Below are 17,869 nucleotides of genomic sequence, written 5' to 3'. Positions count from 1 at the left end.
ATGTTCGACAGATAGCGTAGTCAGGTCATCGCAGTTTGGCACGAAGGGGGAGTGTTGGAATACACATCTGGCACCTCGTCGTGGCGAAAAGCCGTGTTCAGGGCCCTGCGCGCGTTCCGGCCCGGCCGCCGCCCCGGGCACGCGCGCACCGGCTGGACCCTCGGCGTGCCGCTGATCGCGATGCTGGCCGGCCTGCTGTTCACGCTGAGCGCCACCACCTCCAACGGCTTCGTGCTGCGCGAGGACCGGCGGGTGGAGCTCTCCGAGCTGATCGACAAGAGGCAGGCCGAGGCCGACCGGGCCAAGACCCGGGCCGAGGAGCTGCGCAACGAGATCGACGCGATCACGCGTACGCAGGCGGGCGGCGACGGGGCGATCACCGACCAGCAGGCCCGCGGCGCCGGGTACCTGCCCGCCGCCGGGCTCTCCGGGGTGCACGGGCCGGGGCTGACGGTGCGGCTCAACGACGCGCCCAAGAGCGCGCAGACGCCGGACGCGGCCAGCCAGGACGACCTCGTGGTGCACCAGCAGGACGTGCAGGCCGTCGTCAACGCCCTCTGGGCGGGCGGCGCCGAGGCCATGACCATCATGGGACAGCGGGTCATCACCACCACCGCCGTCCAGTGCGTCGGCAACACGCTGCTGCTCGACGGCCGCCGCTACTCCCCCGAGTTCGTCATCTCCGCGATCGGCGACCCGGCCCGGCTGCGCGCGGCGCTCGACGCCGCCCCCGGCGTGCAGGCGTTCCGCGCCGCTGTACGGGACTACGGTCTGGGTTATAGCGTCAGCACCGACACGAACATCGTCGCGCCCCCATATCAGGGGTCGGTTGAGCTGCGGCACGCCTCCGTCCCGCACCAGCGCTGAGGCAGACAGACATGAGCAGGCACCGCGCCCCGGACCCCCAGGACGACGAGACCACCACGTTCCCCCGCGTGGTGGCCGACGCCCTGCCCGCCGACGCGAGCATCACCAGCGTGCTGCCGATCGTGCCCAGCGACGCCACGACGGTGCTGCCGGTGGTGCCGGCGGACGCGACGACGGCGCTTCCGGTCGTACGCCCGCAGACGCCGCTGTCCTGGTCCTCGGCGACGGAGCAGGCGCCGCCCCGGCCGGTCGACGCCGACGCCACCACGCAGCTGCCCCGGATCGGCGGCTCGGGCATCGCCCGGCCCGCCCCGGTCTCGGCCACCGGCCGGGCCGTGGCCACCGACGAGACCGGCCTGCTGGGCGCGGTGCCGCCCGCTCCCCCGCCGGACGAGGCGCCCGCGAAGCCGTCGCCGCGGCCGCGCTGGGGCGCCGAGCCGCAGGTGCCGGTCAAGGCGGTCCGCGCCGGGGAGAAGAACTACCGCAGCGCCCACTCGGAGTACACCCGGACCACGGTCGGCTCGGTGATCCGGTCGACGCTGCGCGGCACCGGCGAGCTGATGATCACGTTCGGCCTGGTCATCCTGCTGTTCGCGGCGTACGAGGTGTGGGGCAAGACGGCCATCGTCGACGCCCACCAGAGCGAGCTGGAGCAGGGCCTGGCCTGGGACAACCCCACCGTGGCCCCGTCGGCCGCGCCGAGCCCGAAGCCGCTGGCCCCGCCCGCGGCGGGCAAGGCCGTGGCGCGGCTCTACCTGCCCAAGCTGAAGAAGCACTGGGTGGTGGTGCAGGGCGTGACCCAGAAGGACATCCGCTACGCCCCCGGCCACTACCCGAACAGCGCCATGCCCGGCCAGCCGGGCAACTTCTCGGTGGCGGGCCACCGCAACCGGGCCACGTTCTGGGACCTCGACAAGATCCAGACCGGCGACCGCATCGTCGTGGAGACCGCCGACATGTGGTACGTCTACGAGGTCGTCAAGCAGCGGATCGTGCTGCCCACCGCCGTCGAGGTGGTGCGCCCGACGCCGCCCGGCCTCACCTCCGGCAAGCTGATCACGCTCACCACCTGCAACCCGAAGTTCGACAACTACCAGCGGCTGATCATCCACGGCACGCTCGTCTCCGAGCAGTCCCGTGCCGACGGCCAGCCCGCCGAGCTCGGAGGCGGCGCCTGATGTACGCGTGGATCTGGCGCCGGCTCCCGTTCGGCCTGCCCGGCAAGCTCGGCGGCACGGTGGTGCTGCTCGGCCTCGTCGGCGCCCTGCTCTGGTACGTGGTCTTTCCCTGGGCCGAGCCGCTGCTGCCCTTCGACGACGTGCAGGTCGGCGACCCGGACAGCGGATATTCGCAGGTGGAGGACCCGACTCCGGGCCCCACGGCCGTCCCGCCGTCCGGCACGCCGACCGTGACACCGGACCTGTCGGCGACCGCGGTACTGCCCGCCGGGTGATCGCCATGCGCGTGCTCGTGATCGACAACTACGACTCGTTCGTCTACAACCTGGTGCAGTACCTGGATCAGCTCGGGGCCGACTGCGAGGTCCGCCGCAACGACGGCATCAGCCTCGACGAGGTAGGCAAGCTGGACGCCCCGGTGCTGCTGTCGCCTGGGCCGGGCACCCCGGACAACGCCGGGATCTGCCTGGACCTGATCCGGGCGTACGGCGGCACGCTGCCGATCCTCGGCGTCTGCCTGGGCCACCAGGCCATCGGGCAGGCGTTCGGCGGTGCCGTGGTCCGCGCCCCCGAGCTCCTGCACGGCAAGACGTCCCTGGTGCGCCACGGCGGCGCGGGGGTGCTGGCGGGGCTGCCCGACCCGTTCACCGCCACCCGGTACCACTCGCTGGCCGTCGCCGAGCAGACGCTGCCCCCGGAGCTCGAGGTGACCGCACGGACGGAATCCGGCGTGGTGATGGCGGTGCGGCACCGGGAGCTGGCCGTCGAGGGGGTGCAGTTCCATCCGGAGGCGGTGCTGACCCAGGGCGGGCACCTGCTGCTGGCGAACTGGCTGGCCGCGTGCGGCCTGCCCGGGGCCCTGGACCTCGCCCCGGCGCTGGCCGACGAGGTGGAGCAGCGGCGGCTGGCCGCGTTCGCGGACTGAGCCGTCATGTGAAACGGCGCCCTCCCGAGCGGAAGGGCGCCGTCATGCGTCGAACGACCGTCAGGCGGGCGGCGAGGCGGAGGCCGACGGGCTCGGCGGCGGCGCCTCCTCGAGCTTCCACACCACGATCGTGACGGTCGAGTTCTTCGGCTTCAGGATGCCCGGGCCCGGGTCCTGGTTCTTCACCGTGCCCGCGTGCCCGGCGTCCGTGGTGGTGGCGTAGACGGTCCTCGGCTTGAAGCCGGCCAGCTCCAGGGCCGCGACCGCCTGGTCGACCGGCTTCTCCAGCACGTTGGGGATCTGGACCAGGTCGCCCTTGGAGATGTATACGGTGACCGTCGAGTCGACCTCCAGCGACGTCCCGGTGGCCGGATCCGACCTGGTCACGGTGTTGGCGGGCAGGCTGCTCGCCTCCTCCTGGAAGTTCGCCACCAGGTTCGCGCTCTGCAGCTGCCGCATCGCGTCCTCCTTGGTGAGGCCCACCAGGGCCGGCACCGTGGTGGTCGGCTTGCCGCCGCAGATGCTGAACGTGACCTCGGCGTTCTGCTGGACCGTCTGGCCCTGCTCCGGGCTCTGCTGCGCCACGGTGCCCTTGGCACAGGTCGAGTTGGAGACCGGGTTGCTCAGGTTCCACCGCAGACCCTGGCCGGTGATCAGTGCCTTCGCCTCCGCCTCGGTCTTGCCGACCACGTTGGGCACGTTCACCTCCTTGGGCCGGTTGGCCAGGATCAGCCCCGCGGTCAGCGCCACCACGGCCAGCACACCCAGCGCGGTCAGCGTCGCGATGACCCAGCCGGAGGCGCGGCGGCGGCGGGCGTCGCCGACCCGGGCCGGGGGCGTGCTGCGGTTGCCGGTGCGCGCGGGTGCCGTCATCGGCACCGTCTGGTCCTCGCGCAGCACCGGGGTCGCCAGCACCGGGCGGCCCGCGGCGGCGCGCAGCAGGTCGGCGCGCATCTCGCCGGCCGACTGGTAGCGGTTGGCCGGGTTCTTCGACAGCGCCTTGAGCACGACCGCGTCGACGTCCGGGGTGACGTCGCGGTTGCTCTGGCTCGGCGCGGGCGGCTCCTCCCGTACGTGCTGGTAGGCGACCGCCACCGGCGAGTCGCCCACGAACGGCGGGTGGCCGCAGAGCAGCTCGAACAGCACGCAGCCGGCCGCGTACACGTCCGAGCGGGCGTCGACCTGCTCGCCGCGCGCCTGCTCCGGGGAGAGGTACTGCGCGGTGCCGATCACGGCCGAGGTCTGCGTCATGGTCGTCGCGCCGGAGGCCAGCGCCCGCGCGATGCCGAAGTCCATGACCTTGACCTGGGCGTTCGGTGTGAACATGACGTTGCCGGGCTTGATGTCGCGGTGGATGATGCCGTGGCGGTGGCTGAAGTCCAGCGCCGCGCAGATGTCCGCGGTGATCTCCAGGGCGCGGCGCGGCACCATCCGGCCCTCGGCGGCCAGCACCTCCTTGAGGGTGTGCCCGGCCACGAACTCCATGACGATGTAGGGCAGCACCTCGCCCGTGGGCGCGCGCTCCTCGCCGGTGTCGTACACGGCCACGATGGCCGGGTGGTTCAGCGCGGCGGCGTTCTGCGCCTCGCGCCGGAAGCGCATCTGGAACGTCGCGTCCCGGGCCAGGTCGGTACGCAGCATCTTGATCGCCACGTCGCGCCCGAGCCGCAGGTCGCGGCCCCGGTGCACCTCCGCCATGCCGCCGTAGCCGAGCAGCTCGCCGACCTGGTACCTGCCGCCAAGCAGGCGCGCCTGCGCGTTCATCGCGTACGTCGTCCTTCGATCATCTGGTCCATGCTCACCTGGTCGGCTCGGTTCAGCCAACCCGCAGCTGAAAGTGTGACCTGCTCCGAGTACGCGGAGCCAGCCCGCGACCCGCTGCCCTGGTTCTGCGCCTTCCTCGCCTTGTAGCCGAGGTAGCCGGCGCAGGCCAGCACACCCAGCATGCCCAGCACCACGAGGATGACGATCAGAGCGGTCTTCCCGCCACTGCGCTCAACGACGGGAGGGGGCGACGAGATCGGCCGCTGCGCGGGTGATTTCGGCGTGGCCGACGGCGGGACCTGCGCGGACCCCGGCCGGTACCCGCCGGGGGCGGCGGGCTGGGCCGGGCTGACCGGGCGGCCGCCGGGGCTGACCGGGCGCGCCCCGACCGGAGTCGCCGCCACGGGCTGCATCGGCAGCGTGGGGCCGCTCTGGTTGAGCGCGTTGCCCGCCTGCCGGGCCGCCTCGGCGAAGGAGGCCGCGGACGGCCAGCGCTTGGCCGGCTCCTTGGCCATCGCCCGCTGCACGATCTGGCGCACCACCGGCGGGATCTCGTTCGGCAGCGGCGGCGGGGTGCCGTTGACGTGCTTCATCGCGATCTCGATGGGGGTGTCGCCGTCGTACGGGCGGTTGCCGGTGAGGCACTGGTACGCCACGACGCCGAGGGAGTAGATGTCGGAGGAGGCCGAGGCGCCCACCCCCGAGGCCTGCTCGGGTGCCAGGTAGGAGGCGGTGCCCATCACCGCGCCGGTGGCGGTGAGCTGCCCGGCCGCGGCCGAGCGGGCGATGCCGAAGTCGGTGAGCACCAGCGTGCCGTTCGGGCGTACCAGCAGGTTGCCCGGCTTGACGTCGCGGTGCACGATGCCCTTCTCGTGCGCGGCCTGCAGCGCGTCGGCGGCCTGCGCCACCAGCAGCATCGTGCGGGCCGCGGTGAGCCGGCCGAACTTGTTGAGGGTACGGCCCAGCGGGTCGCCCTCGATGTACTCCATGATCAGGTACGCGACCTGGTCCATGCCGAAGTCGTACACCCGGACCACGCCGGGGTGGTTGACCGTGGCCATCGTGCGCGCCTCAGCCTTGAAGCGCTCGACGAAGTTCGGCTCCTCCAGCAGAGCCGTCAGCATCACCTTGATGGCGACCTCGCGGTCGAGCACCGTGTCGGTGCCGCGCCACACATCGCCCATGCCGCCCGACGCGATCCGCTCGTCGATGCGGTAACGGCCGCTAAGGAGCGTGCCCGGGGAGACCATCACTTGCCACCCTTGTCCGCGATCACACCACGCATGACCTGTCCCGCAATACGAGCGGCCTCGCCGCTGCCACCCTTGCCGGCATTCTCCAGGAACACCGCCACCGCCGCGACCGGCCGACCGTCCTTCATCGCGAATCCGATGAACCAGCCGTGCGACTTCGCATCCTCGTCGTTCTCCGCCGTACCGGTCTTGCCGCCGACGACGTAGTCGTCGATCTGCGCCTTCCGGCCGGTGCCGTTCTCCACGACACTGGTCATCATCTCCCGCAGCTGACCGGCGACGGTCGGGCTGCAGGTCCGCCGGAGCTCCTTGGGCGAGGCCACGTAGAGCTTCGAGGTCAGGTCCGGCCCGACCAGCTGGTCGACCAGGTACGGCCGCATCTGCGAGCAGTCGTTCGCGATCGACGAGGCGATCAGCGCCCCCTGCATCGGCGTCATCTTGACCTCGGCCTGGCCGATGGACGAGATGGCGATGGTCGGCTTGTCGTCCCCGCCCGACGAGGTGGTCAGCGGGCCGGTCACGCTCTCGGCCACCCGCGGCGCCTTGTCCAGCGTCGACAGGTTGCCCACCCGCAGCTCGTCGTCGTAGAAGCCGAACGCCTTCACCGTGTCGGTGAGCTGCTGCGCGCCCAGCTCGACGCCCAGCCGCGCGAACGCGGTGTTGCACGAGACGGTCAGCGCCTGCTTCAGCGTGATCTTGTCATCGGGGCACACGTCGGCGTGCGAGTTCTTGATGATGTGCGAGGTGCCGGGGGCCTGGTACGTCGGGCCCGCGTCCACCACCGTCTCCGGGTTCGCGCCGTTGCCCAGCGCCGCCGCGGAGACCAGCACCTTGAACGTCGAGGCCGGGGGCCAGCGCTCCTGGGTGGCCCGGTTCAGCAGCGGCTTGTCGGCCCGGCTGTTGAGCGCGTCGTACGCCGTCGCGGCCTTGCCGGTGTTGTGCTGCACCAGCGGGTTCGGGTCGAAGCTCGGCATGGAGACCATCGCCAGCACCGCGCCGCTGGTCGGGTCGAGCGCGACGACCGCACCCACCTTCGCGCCGTTGCGGTTGTTGACCAGCTCCTTGTACGCCGTCTCCTGCGCCGTGCGCGACAGCGTCAGCACCACGTTGCCGCCCGCGGTGTGCTCACCGGTGATCATGTCCCGCACCCGGTCGGCGAACAGCTTGTCCGAGGTGCCGGCGAGGAAGTCGTTCTCCATCTGCTCGACCCCGGTGGCCAGGCCGTTGACCGGCTTGAACCCCAGCACGTGCGCGTACGCCGCCCCGTTGGGGTAGGTGCGCAGGTACTTGAGGTTGTCCTCGGTCTCCTTGCTGAGCGCGACCTCCTTGGCGCCGGCCATGATGAAGCCGCGCTGGCGGTCGTACTCGTCGATCTGCACGCGGCCGTTGTACTGGCTGGTCCGGTAGTCGTTGCCCTTGTACGCCTGGACCCAGTTCAGGTTGGCGAAGAGCAGGCCGAACAGCACCATCACGACGACACCGACACGACGCAGAGGGGCGTTCACCGGCGGGCACCTCCAGTCACGGCGGGGGTACGGGCCGCATCAGAGATGCGCAGGATGAGCGCCACCAGCAACCAGTTGGCCATCAGTGACGAGCCGCCCGCGGACAGGAACGGCGTGGTCTGACCCGTCAGCGGGATCAGCTTGCTGATACCTCCGATGATCACGAAGACCTGCAGGCCGAGCGTGAACGCCAGGCCGCCGGCGAGCAGCTTGCCGAAGGAGTCGCGCACCGCCAGGCCCGCGCGGATGCCGCGCTCGACCACGAGCAGGTACATGACCAGCAGGGCGGTGAGGCCGAACAGGCCGATCTCCTCACCCATGCCCGCGAAGATGAAGTCGTTGCGCACCTCGGGCACCTGCAGCGGGTTGCCCGCGCCGGGGCCGGTGCCGAACAGGCCGCCGGTGCCCAGGCCGAGCAGCGACTGCACCAGCTGGTAGCCGCGCTCGTACGGGTCGGCGAAGGGGTCCAGCCAGATGTCGACGCGCTGCCCGAAGTTGGTGAACGGGCCGCCCACGATCCCGGCCAGCACGTACGCCAGCACGGCGCCGCCGAAGAAGAGCAGCAGACCGATGATCAGCCAGCTGACCCGCTCGGTGGCGACGTAGAGCGTCACCACGAACATGCCGAAGTACAGCAGCGAGGTGCCCAGGTCCTTCTCGAAGACGAGAACGAGCAGACTCATCGCCCACACCACGATGACCGGGCCCAGGTCGCGCCCGCGCGGGAAGTCGATGCCCAGGATGCGGCGGCTGGCCAGCGCCAGCACCTCCCGCTTGCGCACCAGGTAGTACGCGAAGAAGGACAGCAGGGCCAGCTTGGCGAACTCACCCGGCTGGATCGCGAAGAAGCCGCCGAACCGGATCCACAGCTTGGCGTTGTTGACCTCGGAGATGCTGGCGGGCAGCACCGCGGGCAGCATGACCAGGACGATGCCGCCCAGGCCCAGCGTGAACGCGTACTTCGAGATCGAGCGGTGGTCGCGGACGAACCACAGCAGCACGGCCGCCCCGGTCACCGCGATCAGCGTCCAGAGCAGCTGCTTGCCGCCGTCACCGGCGAAGACCGCCAGGTCGGCGCGGGCCGAGGCCTTCGCCCGGCCCAGGTCCAGCCGGCGCAGGAAGCCCACGCCGAGGCCGTTGAGCAGGGCCACGGCCGGGACCAGCACCGGATCGGCGTACGGCGCGCGCAGGCGGATGACCACGTGCAGGGCCAGGAAGACCGCCGTCAGCACTCCGGCCGGGAACCAGAAGTCCATGGTGACCCGGTCGAGCATGTTCGCCTCGACCATCGCCAGGTACGCGGCGACCAGCGCCATGCCCAGCAGCAGCAGCCACAGCTCGGTGCGGCGGGCACGGGCGGCCGCCGCGTCCAGGCGCGGGAAGCGCGGCGCGGTCTCGACCGGGGACTCGGGCGCGGTCGTGGGAGGAGCGGTGTGAGGGGTGGTCACTGTGTCCTCAGGCTCAATTCGACCGGCACGGGACCGGGCTGGGCACCACGGGTTCGTTGGGCGTGGCGGCACTGGCCGTCGGCGCGGGGGTCACCGACGCCGAGACGGAGGGCGACGGCGACGGGCTCGCCGACGGTGGGCAGGTGGGCAGGATGTTCATGTTCGACGGGTCGTCGCGGATCAGGTCGTCCAGGCGGGCCCGGGCGTCGGCCTCATCGTCGGCCTGGATGCCCTTGCGCACCTGCTCCTGGGCCACCGCGGTGAGATCGTCGAGGCTGGTCTGGCTGACCTCGCGCACCTCGGACAGGTCGAACCCGGCGATCTGGCCCGGGACGCCGCGGAAGATCGCGATCTGGCCGTCCGAGGTCGCGCCGATGTAGAAGCGCGTCTGGGTGTACTGCCAAGCCATCCACAGTCCGCCGCCGAGCAGCCCCAGCAGCACCACGACCAGCAGGGTGGTCCGGACCGGGTGCCGGGCGGCGCGCGGGCTCGGCTCGGCCGCCGAGGCCGGCGGCTCGGGCACCGACGGGCGCGGCGAGGCGGTCAGGGCGGAGGCCCGCGCGGCCGGAGTCGACTCGACCTGGCCCTCGGAGCTGTTGCCGCGGTCGCGGGCCGCCGCACCGCCCACCACCGGCGCCTGCTCGACGATGTCCTCGTCGGTGGCGTCAGCGATGATCACGGTGATGTTGTCCGGGCCGCCGCCGCGCAGGGCGAGGGCGATCAGGCGCTCGACGCAGGCCTGCGGGTCGACGTACTCCCGCATGGACTGGGCGATCGTCTCCGCGCTCACCACGCCGGACAGGCCGTCGGAGCAGATCAGGTAGCGGTCCCCGTTGAGCACGGGGCGCACCGAGTACTCCGGCTCGATGTCGCGGCCGTCCATGGCCCGGGTGAGCAGCGACCGCTGCGGGTGGCTGCTCGCCTCCTCGGCGCTGATCCGGCCCTCGTCCACCAGCATCTGGACGTACGTGTCGTCCTTGGTGATCTGGGTGAACTCGCCGTCGCGGAGCATGTACGCCCGCGAGTCGCCGATGTGGGCCATCCCCAGCTTCGAGCCGGTGAACAGCATCGCGGTCAGCGTGGTGCCCATACCCTCCAGATGGGGGTTGGCCTCCACGGTGTCGCGCAGCTGCTGGTTGGCCAGGTTGACCGCCGACCGCAGCGAGTCGACGATCGCGTCGCCGGGGACGTCCTCGTCGAGCGGGGCCATGGCCCCGATGACGATGTTGCTGGCGACGTCGCCGGCGGCCATGCCACCCATGCCGTCCGCGACGGCAAGCAGCCGCGGTCCGGCGTAGACGGAGTCTTGGTTTCCGTCCCGGATGAGACCGCGGTCGCTGCGAGCCGCGTAACGCAGGATGATTGTCATGGCCGTAATTCGAGGGAAGTGCGGCCGATGCGAATCGGCACGCCGAGGGGTACGGGAGTAGGTCCGCTCACCTTGGTGCGGTCCAGGTAGGTGCCATTGGTCGAGCCGAGGTCCTCCACCATCCACTGGCCGTCGCGCGGCACCAGGCGGGCATGCCGCGCCGATGCGTAGTCGTCGGTGATGACCAGCGTGGAGTCCTCGGCGCGGCCGATCGTGATGGGAGCCTCGCCCAGCGTGATCTTGGTGCCGGCCAGCGAGCCGGCGGTGACCACGAGCGTGTGCGCGGCCCGGCCCTTCTTGACCTTGGCCGGGCGCGCACCTCCCGCCGCCGCCGTGCCGGTGATCCCGCGTGGAGCGGCCACCAGCCGGCCCGTACGGGAGCCGGCGAACAGGTCGCGGCGGATCACCCCGACCACCGTGAACACGAAGATCCACAGGAGGACGAGGAATCCGAACCTGGCGGCAGTGAGAACGATCTCGGGCAAGCCGATCAGCCGTCCACGCGGAACGTCAGGGTCGTGGTGCCGATCTGGATCATGTCGCCCGGATTGAGGGCGACCGCCGAGACCCGCTGGCCGTTGACCATCGTGCCGTTCGTCGAGCCGAGGTCCGTCAGCACCACCTGGGCGCCGTCGAAGTCCAGGCGGGCGTGCCGGCGCGAGATGCCGACGTCCGGCAGGCGCAGGTTGGCCTGGTCGCCGCGGCCGATCGTGGTCGAACCGATCGCCAGCGGGAACGTCCGCCCGTCACCCGACACCAGCCGCACGTTGCGCGTGCCGGGAGCGCCGCCGCCGTGCGGTGCGCCACCACCCTGCTGCTGGTACGACGGGTACGCCGGGGGCGCCTCGTACGTAGCCTGCGGGGCCTGGTCGGCCGTGTAGACCTCGGCCGAGACCCGGAACATGCCCGTGTCCAGGCCGTCGCCGCGCTCGATCTCGACGATGACGTCGCCGTACACCGTCCAGGCCTGCTCGCCGATGAACTCGGCCTGCGACTGCGCCAGCTCCTGCGCCAGCGCCGCCGCGTACGGCGCCAGCCGGCTGTGGTCGTAAGGCGAGAGGTCGATCACATAGCGGTTCGGCACGAGCGTGCGCCCACCGACCAGGATCGCCTTGTGGGCCTCTGCCTCCCGCTGCATGGCGTTCAGGATCTCCACAGGGTGGACGACCCCCTTGAACACCTTCGCAAAGGCGCCCTCTACCAGGCCTTCCAGCCGTTTCTCGAAGCGTTGCAACACGCTCACCGGTCCTCCTCGGGTTCCGAGGACATGATGTTATCTGCCCTCCACTCCCGCGTCTTCGCCCAATACGTTCGCCGTTGCCGACGCCACGCCCGCCCGACCACCCATCCTCGCTTCCGATTTCACACTTGGCCAGGTGGTCGTGTTACTGTTCTGACCGCACCGCCCGCCGGGTAACCGGTTGGCGAAGCGGAGCAGGCATAGCGTAAGCTGTGCCAGCACGCTTCGGGAGGTCACTCCGGGTGAGTGTCCGGGACATGCCATAATGGTCCGGCCGCAAGAGTAAGACCAGCTTTACCAGTAAGTCTGCCGGGGAAGTGGCGGAATGGCAGACGCGCACGGTTCAGGTCCGTGTGCCCGAAAGGGCGTGGGGGTTCAACTCCCCCCTTCCCCACCAGCAAGTGAGGGGCTCCGACAGGAGCCCCTCACTTTTTGTCGGTCACCCGATTGTCGGCTCGGCGCCGCGCACCCCGCGCCGAGTGACCGCCGTCATGATCAGCGTTTCGGGTCCAAACCCTCCCCAGAAACCCGCCGTTTCGACACCAACTCGTGATCAAGCAACGCCGCCCCGCCCCGCTTGACGTCGACGCTGGCCTATCTAGAGGACAGATTTCCGCGATTCGTCCTCTAGATAGGCCAGCGTTTATAGAAGTGCACTGGATAGGCCAGTGTTTATGGAAGGGCGGGGGCGGGGCGGGGCGGGGCGGGGTGAGATTGTTTGGGCAGGTCAGGGGGTGGCGAGAGCCTCTGTGGGGGACAGGCGGGCGGCGCGGACGGCCGGGTACAGGCCGGCCAGCGCCCCGATCACCAGCGTCGCCCCCACCCCGCCGAGCATCGCCCAGGCCGGCACCACCGTCGGCCACCGCTGGTACGCCGCGTACCCGCCGGTCACCGCGATGCCCAGCAGCACCCCGCCCCCGCCGCCGAGCGCCGACAGCAGCAGCGACTCGGACAGGAACTGCACCCGGACGTGTCCGCGTGTCGCCCCCAGCGAGCGCCGCAGCCCGATCTCGGCCCGGCGCTCCAGCACCGAGATGACCATGGTGTTGGCCACACCGACCCCGCCGACCAGCAGCGCGACCGCCCCCAGCCCCAGCAGCAGGCCGGTGAAGGCCTGGTCGGCGGCCTGCCGGGCCGCCAGCGCGTCGGACGGGCGGGACACGTCCACCTCGTTCGGGGCCTGCGGGTTGGCGGTGGCGGCGAGCACGCCGCGTACCGCCTCGACGGCGCTCTCCCGGACCCGGGTGTAGACGACGGTCGGGTACCGGTCGAAGCCGAGCCGCTGCTCGGCCGCGGCCCAGCCGACCAGCGCCGCCGCGTCGAGTTCGGGCGCGAGCGCGACCGGGTCGAGGATGCCGACCACGGTGAACCACTCTCCGCCGAGGAACACGCGCGTGTCGGGCGAGGCGTGGCCGATGCCGAGCCGCTGCGCGGCGGTGGCCCCGAGGACCGTGGCCGGGTAGCCCGCGGTGGCCTCGTTGAGCCAGGTGCCGCTGCGCAGGTCGGCGCCGACCACGGCGGGCAGGTCGGTGCGGGCGGCGTACACGGACAGGCCGTTGGTCTGCACCTTCGGGATCAGGTCGGACCGGTAGAGCTTCACGTCGGAGACCTTGCCGACCGCCGACACCCGCTCGACCGGGCCGATCCGGCCGATCATCGGCACCGACTCCTCGGGCAGGTGCGCGTCCTCGCCGAACATGGTGCGTCCGGGGGCGACGGTGAGCAGGTTGGTGCCGAGCGCGGCCAGGGTGCGGTCGAGTTCGGCCCGGGACGAGGAGGAGATGCCCACCACGGCGGTCATCGCGGCGATGCCGATGGCGATGCCGAGCGCGGACAGGAACGCCCGTACCGGCCGGGTGCGCAGCCCGACGCCGCCGACCCGCAGCACGTCGCCGGGCCCGAGCCGGGCCGGCGCGAGTCGGGGGCGGATGCCCGGGTCGAGGCTGGTCCAGGTCGTCATGGCGTCACCTCGTCGGCCACTATCCGACCGTCGCGCATGTGCACCTGCCGGGGCAGCCCGGCGGCGATCTCGCGGTCGTGCGTGATGATCACCACGGTGGTACCGCCGCGGTGCAGGTCGTGCAGCAGCTCCATCACCCCGGCGCCGGAGGCGGAGTCCAGGTTGCCGGTGGGCTCGTCGGCCAGCAGCAGCGGCGGGTCGCCGACGACCGCGCGGGCGATGGCGACGCGCTGGCGCTCGCCGCCGGACAGCTCGTGCGGTTCGTGGTCGAGCCGGTGGGACAGGCCGACGCGGGCCAGGGCCGCCGCGGCCCGGCGGCGGCGCTCGGTCCGGGCGACGCCGCGGTACAGCAGCCCGTCGGCGACGTTGTCCAGCGCCGGTACGCCCGCGGCCAGGTGGAACTGCTGGAACACGAAGCCGATGCGGGCGGCCCGCAGGGCGGACAGTCCCCGGTCGGACAGGCCGGCCACGTCGTACCCGTCGACGGCGACCCGGCCCGCGCTGGGCCGGTCCAGGGTGCCGACCACGTGCAGCATGGTCGACTTGCCGGAGCCGGACGGGCCCACGATCGCGGCCAGCTCCCCGGGCGCGACGGTCAGGCACACCCCGTCCAGCGCGGTGACCCCGCCCGGGTACGTCTTGCGCACGTCCTCCAGCACGATCATCGGGGGATCCCCACGCTCATGCCCTCGCGCAGCCCGTCGCCGCTGACCTCGACCCGGCCGTCGGAGAACAGCCCCGCCTCGACGGCGACGTACCGGCTGGCCGAGCCCTCGACGACCTCGACGCCGTAGCCGCCCTCGCGCAGTGCCACCAGCGCCGCGACCGGCACGGTGAGCACGTTCTCGCGCTGCGAGGCGGTGAAGACCACGTCGACCGCGGCCTGGGTCAGGGTGCCCAGCGCCTTCTGGTCGGTCGGTGCCACCACCATCTCGATCCTCGTCTCGGCCGAGGAGCCCGGCGTGCCGTCACCCGCCTCGATCACGGTGTACGACCTGCTGATCTTCCCGGCGACCGTCGCCCCGCCCGGCAGCTCCACCGTCACCGCCGCGCCCTTGCGGGCCAGCCGCTCGTCGGCCACGTCGAGCTGCACGACGACCACCCTGGTGGTGCCCGTGTACGCCAGCACCGCCTGCCCGGCGGGCTCGCCGACCTCGGCGCTGAGGCTGTCCACCCGGATCTCGCCCGGCGCGAACACCACCCGGCCCAGCTCGACCACGCCCGTCTCGGGCAGCCCGAGCTTCTCCTGCCACCTGCGTACGGCCGAGGCGGTCGCCGCGTTGTAGGTGTCGTCGACCGTGAACCCGGTGTACCCGAGCGCCCGCAGGTTCTGCTCCAGCTGGCGCACGTCGGCGCCCTCGGTCCCCGGCCGCAGCGGCCGGTACGCCGGGACGGTGCCGTACAGCAGCACCACCGGCGTGTCGTCGAGGCGGTAGACGGCCTGGCCGCGGCGCAGCACCGCGCCCGCCTCGGGCAGCCGGGTCACCGTGCCCCGCAGGCGGCCGACCAGCGTGCTGGTGGTGCCGTAGCCGAGTTCGCCGTCGGCGGTCTGCGTGTCCAGCAGCGTCTGGCGGGTGACCGGGGCGGTGGCCGGGGGCAGCGCCCCGGTGGCGGCCGGGCGCTGCGGCGTACCCCCGAATCCGGTGGCGGCCGCGACCGCGGCGCCGAGCGCGACCACCGCGCCCGCTGCCAGCGCGACCGTGCGGCCGGAGCGGCGGCGCCGCCGGCGACCGGGCGGGATCTGCGGGTCGGTCACGATCCGCTCCCCGGGCCGCCCTTGACGATGCCGGGCAGGAACTCGGCCTCGCACTTCTTCTGCGCGGCGGGGAAGTCGGGGTCGCTGCCCACGGACTGGTCGATCATCATGCGGCCGCCGTCGGGGTCCGGGAAGTCCGGCACCCCGTTGTCGCGCATGCACTGGGCGAACTTGCGCATGTTCTCGGCCAGCTGCGGGTCCGGCCCGGGGCCGCCGCGGTCGCCGAACGGGGCGTACTGCTCGCACGCCTTGTTCGCGGCCTCCATCCTGTCCCGGTCGCCCGGACCGCCCTTGACGGTGATCCGGCCGTCGGGGTCCGGGTCGGGCATGTCGATGCCGTGCTCGCGCATGCACTGGGCGAACTTGAGCCCCTTCTCCTGGCGGCTCAGGCTCGGCGCGGTGCTCGGCGTGGCGGTGGCCGTGCCGCCGCCGACCGAGGCGATGCCGTCCTCCTCGGGCGTCTGCGCGCACCCGGCCAAAGCCAGCGTGCCCGCCAGGGGCAGCGCGAGCAGCGCGCCCCACCGCCGTTTCGTGGTCATCAGGTGTCTCCCTCGTGCGGACCGGCCGTCGGCACAGCGCCGCGGCCCGCTCCGCACTCTTCGCCCGGTTCGGTTTCGCGACCGTTTCCACCAGGGCTAACAGCGAGGAAACAGCACGTCGGGCGACTATTGGCGGGCGGAAGACGGCGATGCGGGAGGGGAACCGGAGATGCGGGTGCTCGTGGTCGAGGACGAGGCGCTGCTCGCCGACGCCATCGCCGAGTGGCTGCGCGACGACGCGCACGCCGTCGACGTGGCCTACGACGGCGACGCGGCGCTGCAGCGGATCGCGGTCAACGACTACGACGTGGTGCTGCTGGACCGGGACCTGCCCCGGGTGCACGGCGACGACGTGTGCCGGGCGCTGGTCGGGTCGGAGTCGATCGCGCGGGTGCTGATGCTGACGGCCGCCGCCGAGATCGGCGACCGGGTGGCCGGGCTGTCGCTGGGCGCCGACGACTACCTGTCCAAGCCGTTCGCCTTCCCCGAGCTGGCCGCGCGGGTGCACGCGCTGGGGCGCCGCAGCCGGGCCGCCGCCGCGCCGACGCTGCAGCGGGCGGGCATCCGGCTCGACCCGGCCCGCCGCGAGGTGTTCCGCGACGGCCGGTACGTGCCGCTGTCGCGCAAGGAGTTCGGCCTGCTCGCCGAGCTGCTGCGGGCCGACGGGGCGGTGGTCCCGGCGGAGGTGCTGCTGGAGAAGGTGTGGGACGAGCACGCCGACCCGTTCACCTCGGCGGTGCGGCTGACCGTCCTCAAGCTGCGCCGCAAGCTGGGCGAGCCTGCCGTCGTGCACACCGTGGCCGGAGTGGGGTACCAGATTCCATGATCAAGATGTTCGCGCCGGGGCGGCTGACCATCCGGGCCCGGCTCACCCTCGTCTACGGCGCGCTGTTCCTGGTCGCCGGCCTGGCCCTGCTGGCGGTGACCTACTTCCTGCTGGACCAGAGGCTGCTGCAGCCGTTCTCGTTCGAGCTGCCCGACCCGGCCAAGATCGCGGGCGTCGCCGGGCGCCGCGAGCAGCGGCTGCTGATCCAGGGCAGCCCCGACACCATGCTGTACCTCAGCACGCAGGCCGACGACCTGCGCAAGGCCACCCGGGCGTCGCTGCTGACCCAGGGCGCGGTGGCGCTGGCGGTGGTCGGCGCGTTCTCGATCGCCATGGGCTGGGTGATCGCCGGGCGGCTGCTGTCGCCGCTGCACCGCATCACCGAGACGGCCCGCCGCATCGGCACCGCCCCGGCCGCCGACCGCGGGCTGCACGAGCGCATCGCGCTGACCGGACCGCGCGACGAGCTCCGCGAGCTGGCCGACACCTTCGACGCCATGCTGGCCCGGCTCGACCAGGCCTTCGACGGGCAGCGGAGGTTCGTCGCCAACGCCTCGCACGAGCTGCGTACGCCGCTGACGCTGAACCGGTCACTGGTCGAGCTGGCCATGCACCGGCGTACCGCCGGCGACGACGTGAAGCGGCTGGGCGAGACGCTGCTGGAGATCAACACCCGGCACGAGCGGCTCATCAACGGGCTGCTGCTGCTCGCCCGCTCCGAGAACGAGCTGGCCGACCGGTCGCCGGTGGACCTCGCCGACGTGGTGGAGCACGTGGTGGCCCAGTCCGCGGGCGAGGCGGCCGCCGCCGAGGTCCAGGTGCGCGCCGAGGCCGCCGAGGCCGAGCTCGACGGGGACCCGGTGCTGCTGGAGCGGCTGGTGCAGAACCTGGTCGACAACGGCATCCGGCACAACGCGGCCGGGGGCTGGGTGCGGGTGTCCAGCCGGACGCTGCCCGACGGCCGCCGCGAGCTGACCGTGGCCAACACCGGGCCGGTGGTGCCCCGGTACGAGATCCCGGTGATCTTCGAGCCGTTCCGGCGGCTCGGCCGCGACCGGGTCACCGGCCAGGGCGCGGGGCTGGGCCTGTCCATCGTCGCCGCGATTACCAGGGCGCACGGCGGCGAGGTGGTGGCCGTGCCGCGCGAAGGCGGCGGCCTCACCGTGACCGTAGCCCTCCCCCGGGGCTGACCGAAAACGGCTGCAACATCCCCCGACGGCAGGGCGTGTCAGTGGGGAG

The 17,869-nt window shown here is 72.2% G+C and carries 17 protein-coding genes and 1 tRNA gene; 7 read left to right on the top strand and 11 right to left on the bottom strand.

The genetic code is table 11. From position 1 onward, the window contains the following. Nucleotides 1-54 precede the first annotated feature (54 nt). From QEZ54_RS24840 to QEZ54_RS24825, 4 genes are read left to right on the top strand one after another with little or no spacing between them, the layout of a single operon-like run. Entirely contained in the window at nucleotides 55-867 is an 813-nt protein-coding gene (locus QEZ54_RS24840) for a DUF881 domain-containing protein (protein ID WP_281307116.1), read from the top strand. A gap of 11 nt (nucleotides 868-878) precedes the next feature. Beyond that, the gene (locus tag QEZ54_RS24835) at nucleotides 879-2,045 is read left to right on the top strand and encodes a class E sortase (protein ID WP_281307115.1); all 1,167 of its coding nucleotides are present in this window, start codon (nucleotides 879-881) and stop codon (nucleotides 2,043-2,045) included. Continuing rightward, entirely contained in the window at nucleotides 2,045-2,320 is a 276-nt protein-coding gene (locus tag QEZ54_RS24830) for a hypothetical protein (protein WP_281307229.1), read from the top strand. The genes QEZ54_RS24835 and QEZ54_RS24830 overlap by 1 nt, the downstream gene beginning before the upstream one ends. Nucleotides 2,321-2,325: 5 nt before the next feature. Continuing rightward, nucleotides 2,326-2,970: an aminodeoxychorismate/anthranilate synthase component II gene (locus tag QEZ54_RS24825; RefSeq protein ID WP_281307114.1), complete on the top strand. Its 645-nt coding sequence runs from the start codon at nucleotides 2,326-2,328 to the stop codon at nucleotides 2,968-2,970. Nucleotides 2,971-3,030: 60 nt separating this feature from the next. On the opposite strand, the gene pknB is transcribed toward QEZ54_RS24825, so the two are convergent. The 7 genes from pknB to QEZ54_RS24790 form a co-directional block, all read right to left on the bottom strand. Next, the gene (gene pknB / locus QEZ54_RS24820; RefSeq protein ID WP_281307113.1) at nucleotides 3,031-4,734 is read right to left on the bottom strand and encodes a Stk1 family PASTA domain-containing Ser/Thr kinase; all 1,704 of its coding nucleotides are present in this window, start codon (nucleotides 4,732-4,734) and stop codon (nucleotides 3,031-3,033) included. Beyond that, nucleotides 4,731-5,984, bottom strand: a complete 1,254-nt coding sequence (locus QEZ54_RS24815; RefSeq protein ID WP_281307112.1) for a serine/threonine protein kinase — start codon at nucleotides 5,982-5,984, stop codon at nucleotides 4,731-4,733. The genes pknB and QEZ54_RS24815 overlap by 4 nt, the downstream gene beginning before the upstream one ends. After that, complete coding sequence (locus QEZ54_RS24810; protein WP_281307111.1) at nucleotides 5,984-7,492, bottom strand: penicillin-binding transpeptidase domain-containing protein; 1,509 nt, start codon at nucleotides 7,490-7,492, stop codon at nucleotides 5,984-5,986. Before QEZ54_RS24810 ends, QEZ54_RS24815 begins: the two co-directional genes overlap by 1 nt. Next, entirely contained in the window at nucleotides 7,489-8,808 is a 1,320-nt protein-coding gene (locus QEZ54_RS24805; protein WP_348650568.1) for an FtsW/RodA/SpoVE family cell cycle protein, read from the bottom strand. The genes QEZ54_RS24810 and QEZ54_RS24805 overlap by 4 nt, the downstream gene beginning before the upstream one ends. A gap of 145 nt (nucleotides 8,809-8,953) precedes the next feature. Next, the gene (locus QEZ54_RS24800) at nucleotides 8,954-10,309 is read right to left on the bottom strand and encodes a BofC C-terminal domain-containing protein (RefSeq protein ID WP_281307110.1); all 1,356 of its coding nucleotides are present in this window, start codon (nucleotides 10,307-10,309) and stop codon (nucleotides 8,954-8,956) included. Beyond that, nucleotides 10,306-10,794, bottom strand: a complete 489-nt coding sequence (locus tag QEZ54_RS24795; protein ID WP_217399371.1) for an FHA domain-containing protein — start codon at nucleotides 10,792-10,794, stop codon at nucleotides 10,306-10,308. Before QEZ54_RS24795 ends, QEZ54_RS24800 begins: the two co-directional genes overlap by 4 nt. A 5-nt stretch (nucleotides 10,795-10,799) precedes the next feature. Continuing rightward, on the bottom strand, nucleotides 10,800-11,552 hold the full coding sequence (locus tag QEZ54_RS24790) for a DUF3662 and FHA domain-containing protein (protein WP_348650566.1): 753 nt from the start codon (nucleotides 11,550-11,552) through the stop codon (nucleotides 10,800-10,802). 308 nt (nucleotides 11,553-11,860) lie between these two features. Here QEZ54_RS24790 and QEZ54_RS24785 point away from each other — a divergent pair. After that, a tRNA-Leu gene (locus QEZ54_RS24785) sits at nucleotides 11,861-11,946 on the top strand. A 330-nt stretch (nucleotides 11,947-12,276) separates the two neighbouring features. Here the strand turns inward: QEZ54_RS24785 and QEZ54_RS24780 are convergent. From QEZ54_RS24780 to QEZ54_RS24765, 4 genes are read right to left on the bottom strand one after another with little or no spacing between them, the layout of a single operon-like run. Next, a complete protein-coding gene (locus QEZ54_RS24780) occupies nucleotides 12,277-13,509 on the bottom strand; it encodes an ABC transporter permease (RefSeq protein ID WP_281307109.1) in 1,233 nt (410 codons plus the stop codon). After that, a complete protein-coding gene (locus tag QEZ54_RS24775) occupies nucleotides 13,506-14,174 on the bottom strand; it encodes an ABC transporter ATP-binding protein (protein WP_281307108.1) in 669 nt (222 codons plus the stop codon). Before QEZ54_RS24775 ends, QEZ54_RS24780 begins: the two co-directional genes overlap by 4 nt. Next, complete coding sequence (locus tag QEZ54_RS24770; protein WP_281307107.1) at nucleotides 14,171-15,265, bottom strand: peptidoglycan-binding domain-containing protein; 1,095 nt, start codon at nucleotides 15,263-15,265, stop codon at nucleotides 14,171-14,173. Before QEZ54_RS24770 ends, QEZ54_RS24775 begins: the two co-directional genes overlap by 4 nt. Further along, nucleotides 15,262-15,804 carry a hypothetical protein gene (locus QEZ54_RS24765; RefSeq protein WP_281307106.1) on the bottom strand — a complete coding sequence of 181 codons (543 nt, stop codon included), beginning with the start codon at nucleotides 15,802-15,804 and terminating at the stop codon, nucleotides 15,262-15,264. The genes QEZ54_RS24770 and QEZ54_RS24765 overlap by 4 nt, the downstream gene beginning before the upstream one ends. Before the next feature lie 169 nt (nucleotides 15,805-15,973). Here QEZ54_RS24765 and QEZ54_RS24760 point away from each other — a divergent pair, with 169 nt between their 5' ends. Beyond that, complete coding sequence (locus tag QEZ54_RS24760; protein WP_281307105.1) at nucleotides 15,974-16,630, top strand: response regulator transcription factor; 657 nt, start codon at nucleotides 15,974-15,976, stop codon at nucleotides 16,628-16,630. Next, the gene (locus QEZ54_RS24755; protein WP_281307104.1) at nucleotides 16,627-17,820 is read left to right on the top strand and encodes a HAMP domain-containing sensor histidine kinase; all 1,194 of its coding nucleotides are present in this window, start codon (nucleotides 16,627-16,629) and stop codon (nucleotides 17,818-17,820) included. Before QEZ54_RS24760 ends, QEZ54_RS24755 begins: the two co-directional genes overlap by 4 nt. Nucleotides 17,821-17,869: the final 49 nt, after the last annotated feature.

It is taken from the genome of Catellatospora sp. KI3 (genome assembly GCF_029948125.1).
In the GTDB taxonomy this organism is placed as follows: domain Bacteria; phylum Actinomycetota; class Actinomycetes; order Mycobacteriales; family Micromonosporaceae; genus Catellatospora.
The sequence above is the reverse complement of the archived record's forward strand: the minus strand, read 5'-3'. Positions and strand labels throughout refer to the sequence as shown.

Coding starts and splice junctions, on each gene's coding strand:
- QEZ54_RS24800 (WP_281307110.1), bottom strand. CDS start 10,309: ATGACAATCATCCTGCGTTACGCGGCTCGCAGCGACCGCGGTCTCATC.
- QEZ54_RS24830 (WP_281307229.1), top strand. CDS start 2,045: ATGTACGCGTGGATCTGGCGCCGGCTCCCGTTCGGCCTGCCCGGCAAG.
- pknB (WP_281307113.1), bottom strand. CDS start 4,734: ATGAACGCGCAGGCGCGCCTGCTTGGCGGCAGGTACCAGGTCGGCGAG.
- QEZ54_RS24765 (WP_281307106.1), bottom strand. CDS start 15,804: ATGACCACGAAACGGCGGTGGGGCGCGCTGCTCGCGCTGCCCCTGGCG.
- QEZ54_RS24755 (WP_281307104.1), top strand. CDS start 16,627: ATGATCAAGATGTTCGCGCCGGGGCGGCTGACCATCCGGGCCCGGCTC.
- QEZ54_RS24805 (WP_348650568.1), bottom strand. CDS start 8,808: ATGGCGCTGGTCGCCGCGTACCTGGCGATGGTCGAGGCGAACATGCTC.
- QEZ54_RS24760 (WP_281307105.1), top strand. CDS start 15,974: ATGCGGGTGCTCGTGGTCGAGGACGAGGCGCTGCTCGCCGACGCCATC.
- QEZ54_RS24780 (WP_281307109.1), bottom strand. CDS start 13,509: ATGACGACCTGGACCAGCCTCGACCCGGGCATCCGCCCCCGACTCGCG.
- QEZ54_RS24835 (WP_281307115.1), top strand. CDS start 879: ATGAGCAGGCACCGCGCCCCGGACCCCCAGGACGACGAGACCACCACG.
- QEZ54_RS24825 (WP_281307114.1), top strand. CDS start 2,326: ATGCGCGTGCTCGTGATCGACAACTACGACTCGTTCGTCTACAACCTG.
- QEZ54_RS24815 (WP_281307112.1), bottom strand. CDS start 5,984: ATGGTCTCCCCGGGCACGCTCCTTAGCGGCCGTTACCGCATCGACGAG.
- QEZ54_RS24775 (WP_281307108.1), bottom strand. CDS start 14,174: ATGATCGTGCTGGAGGACGTGCGCAAGACGTACCCGGGCGGGGTCACC.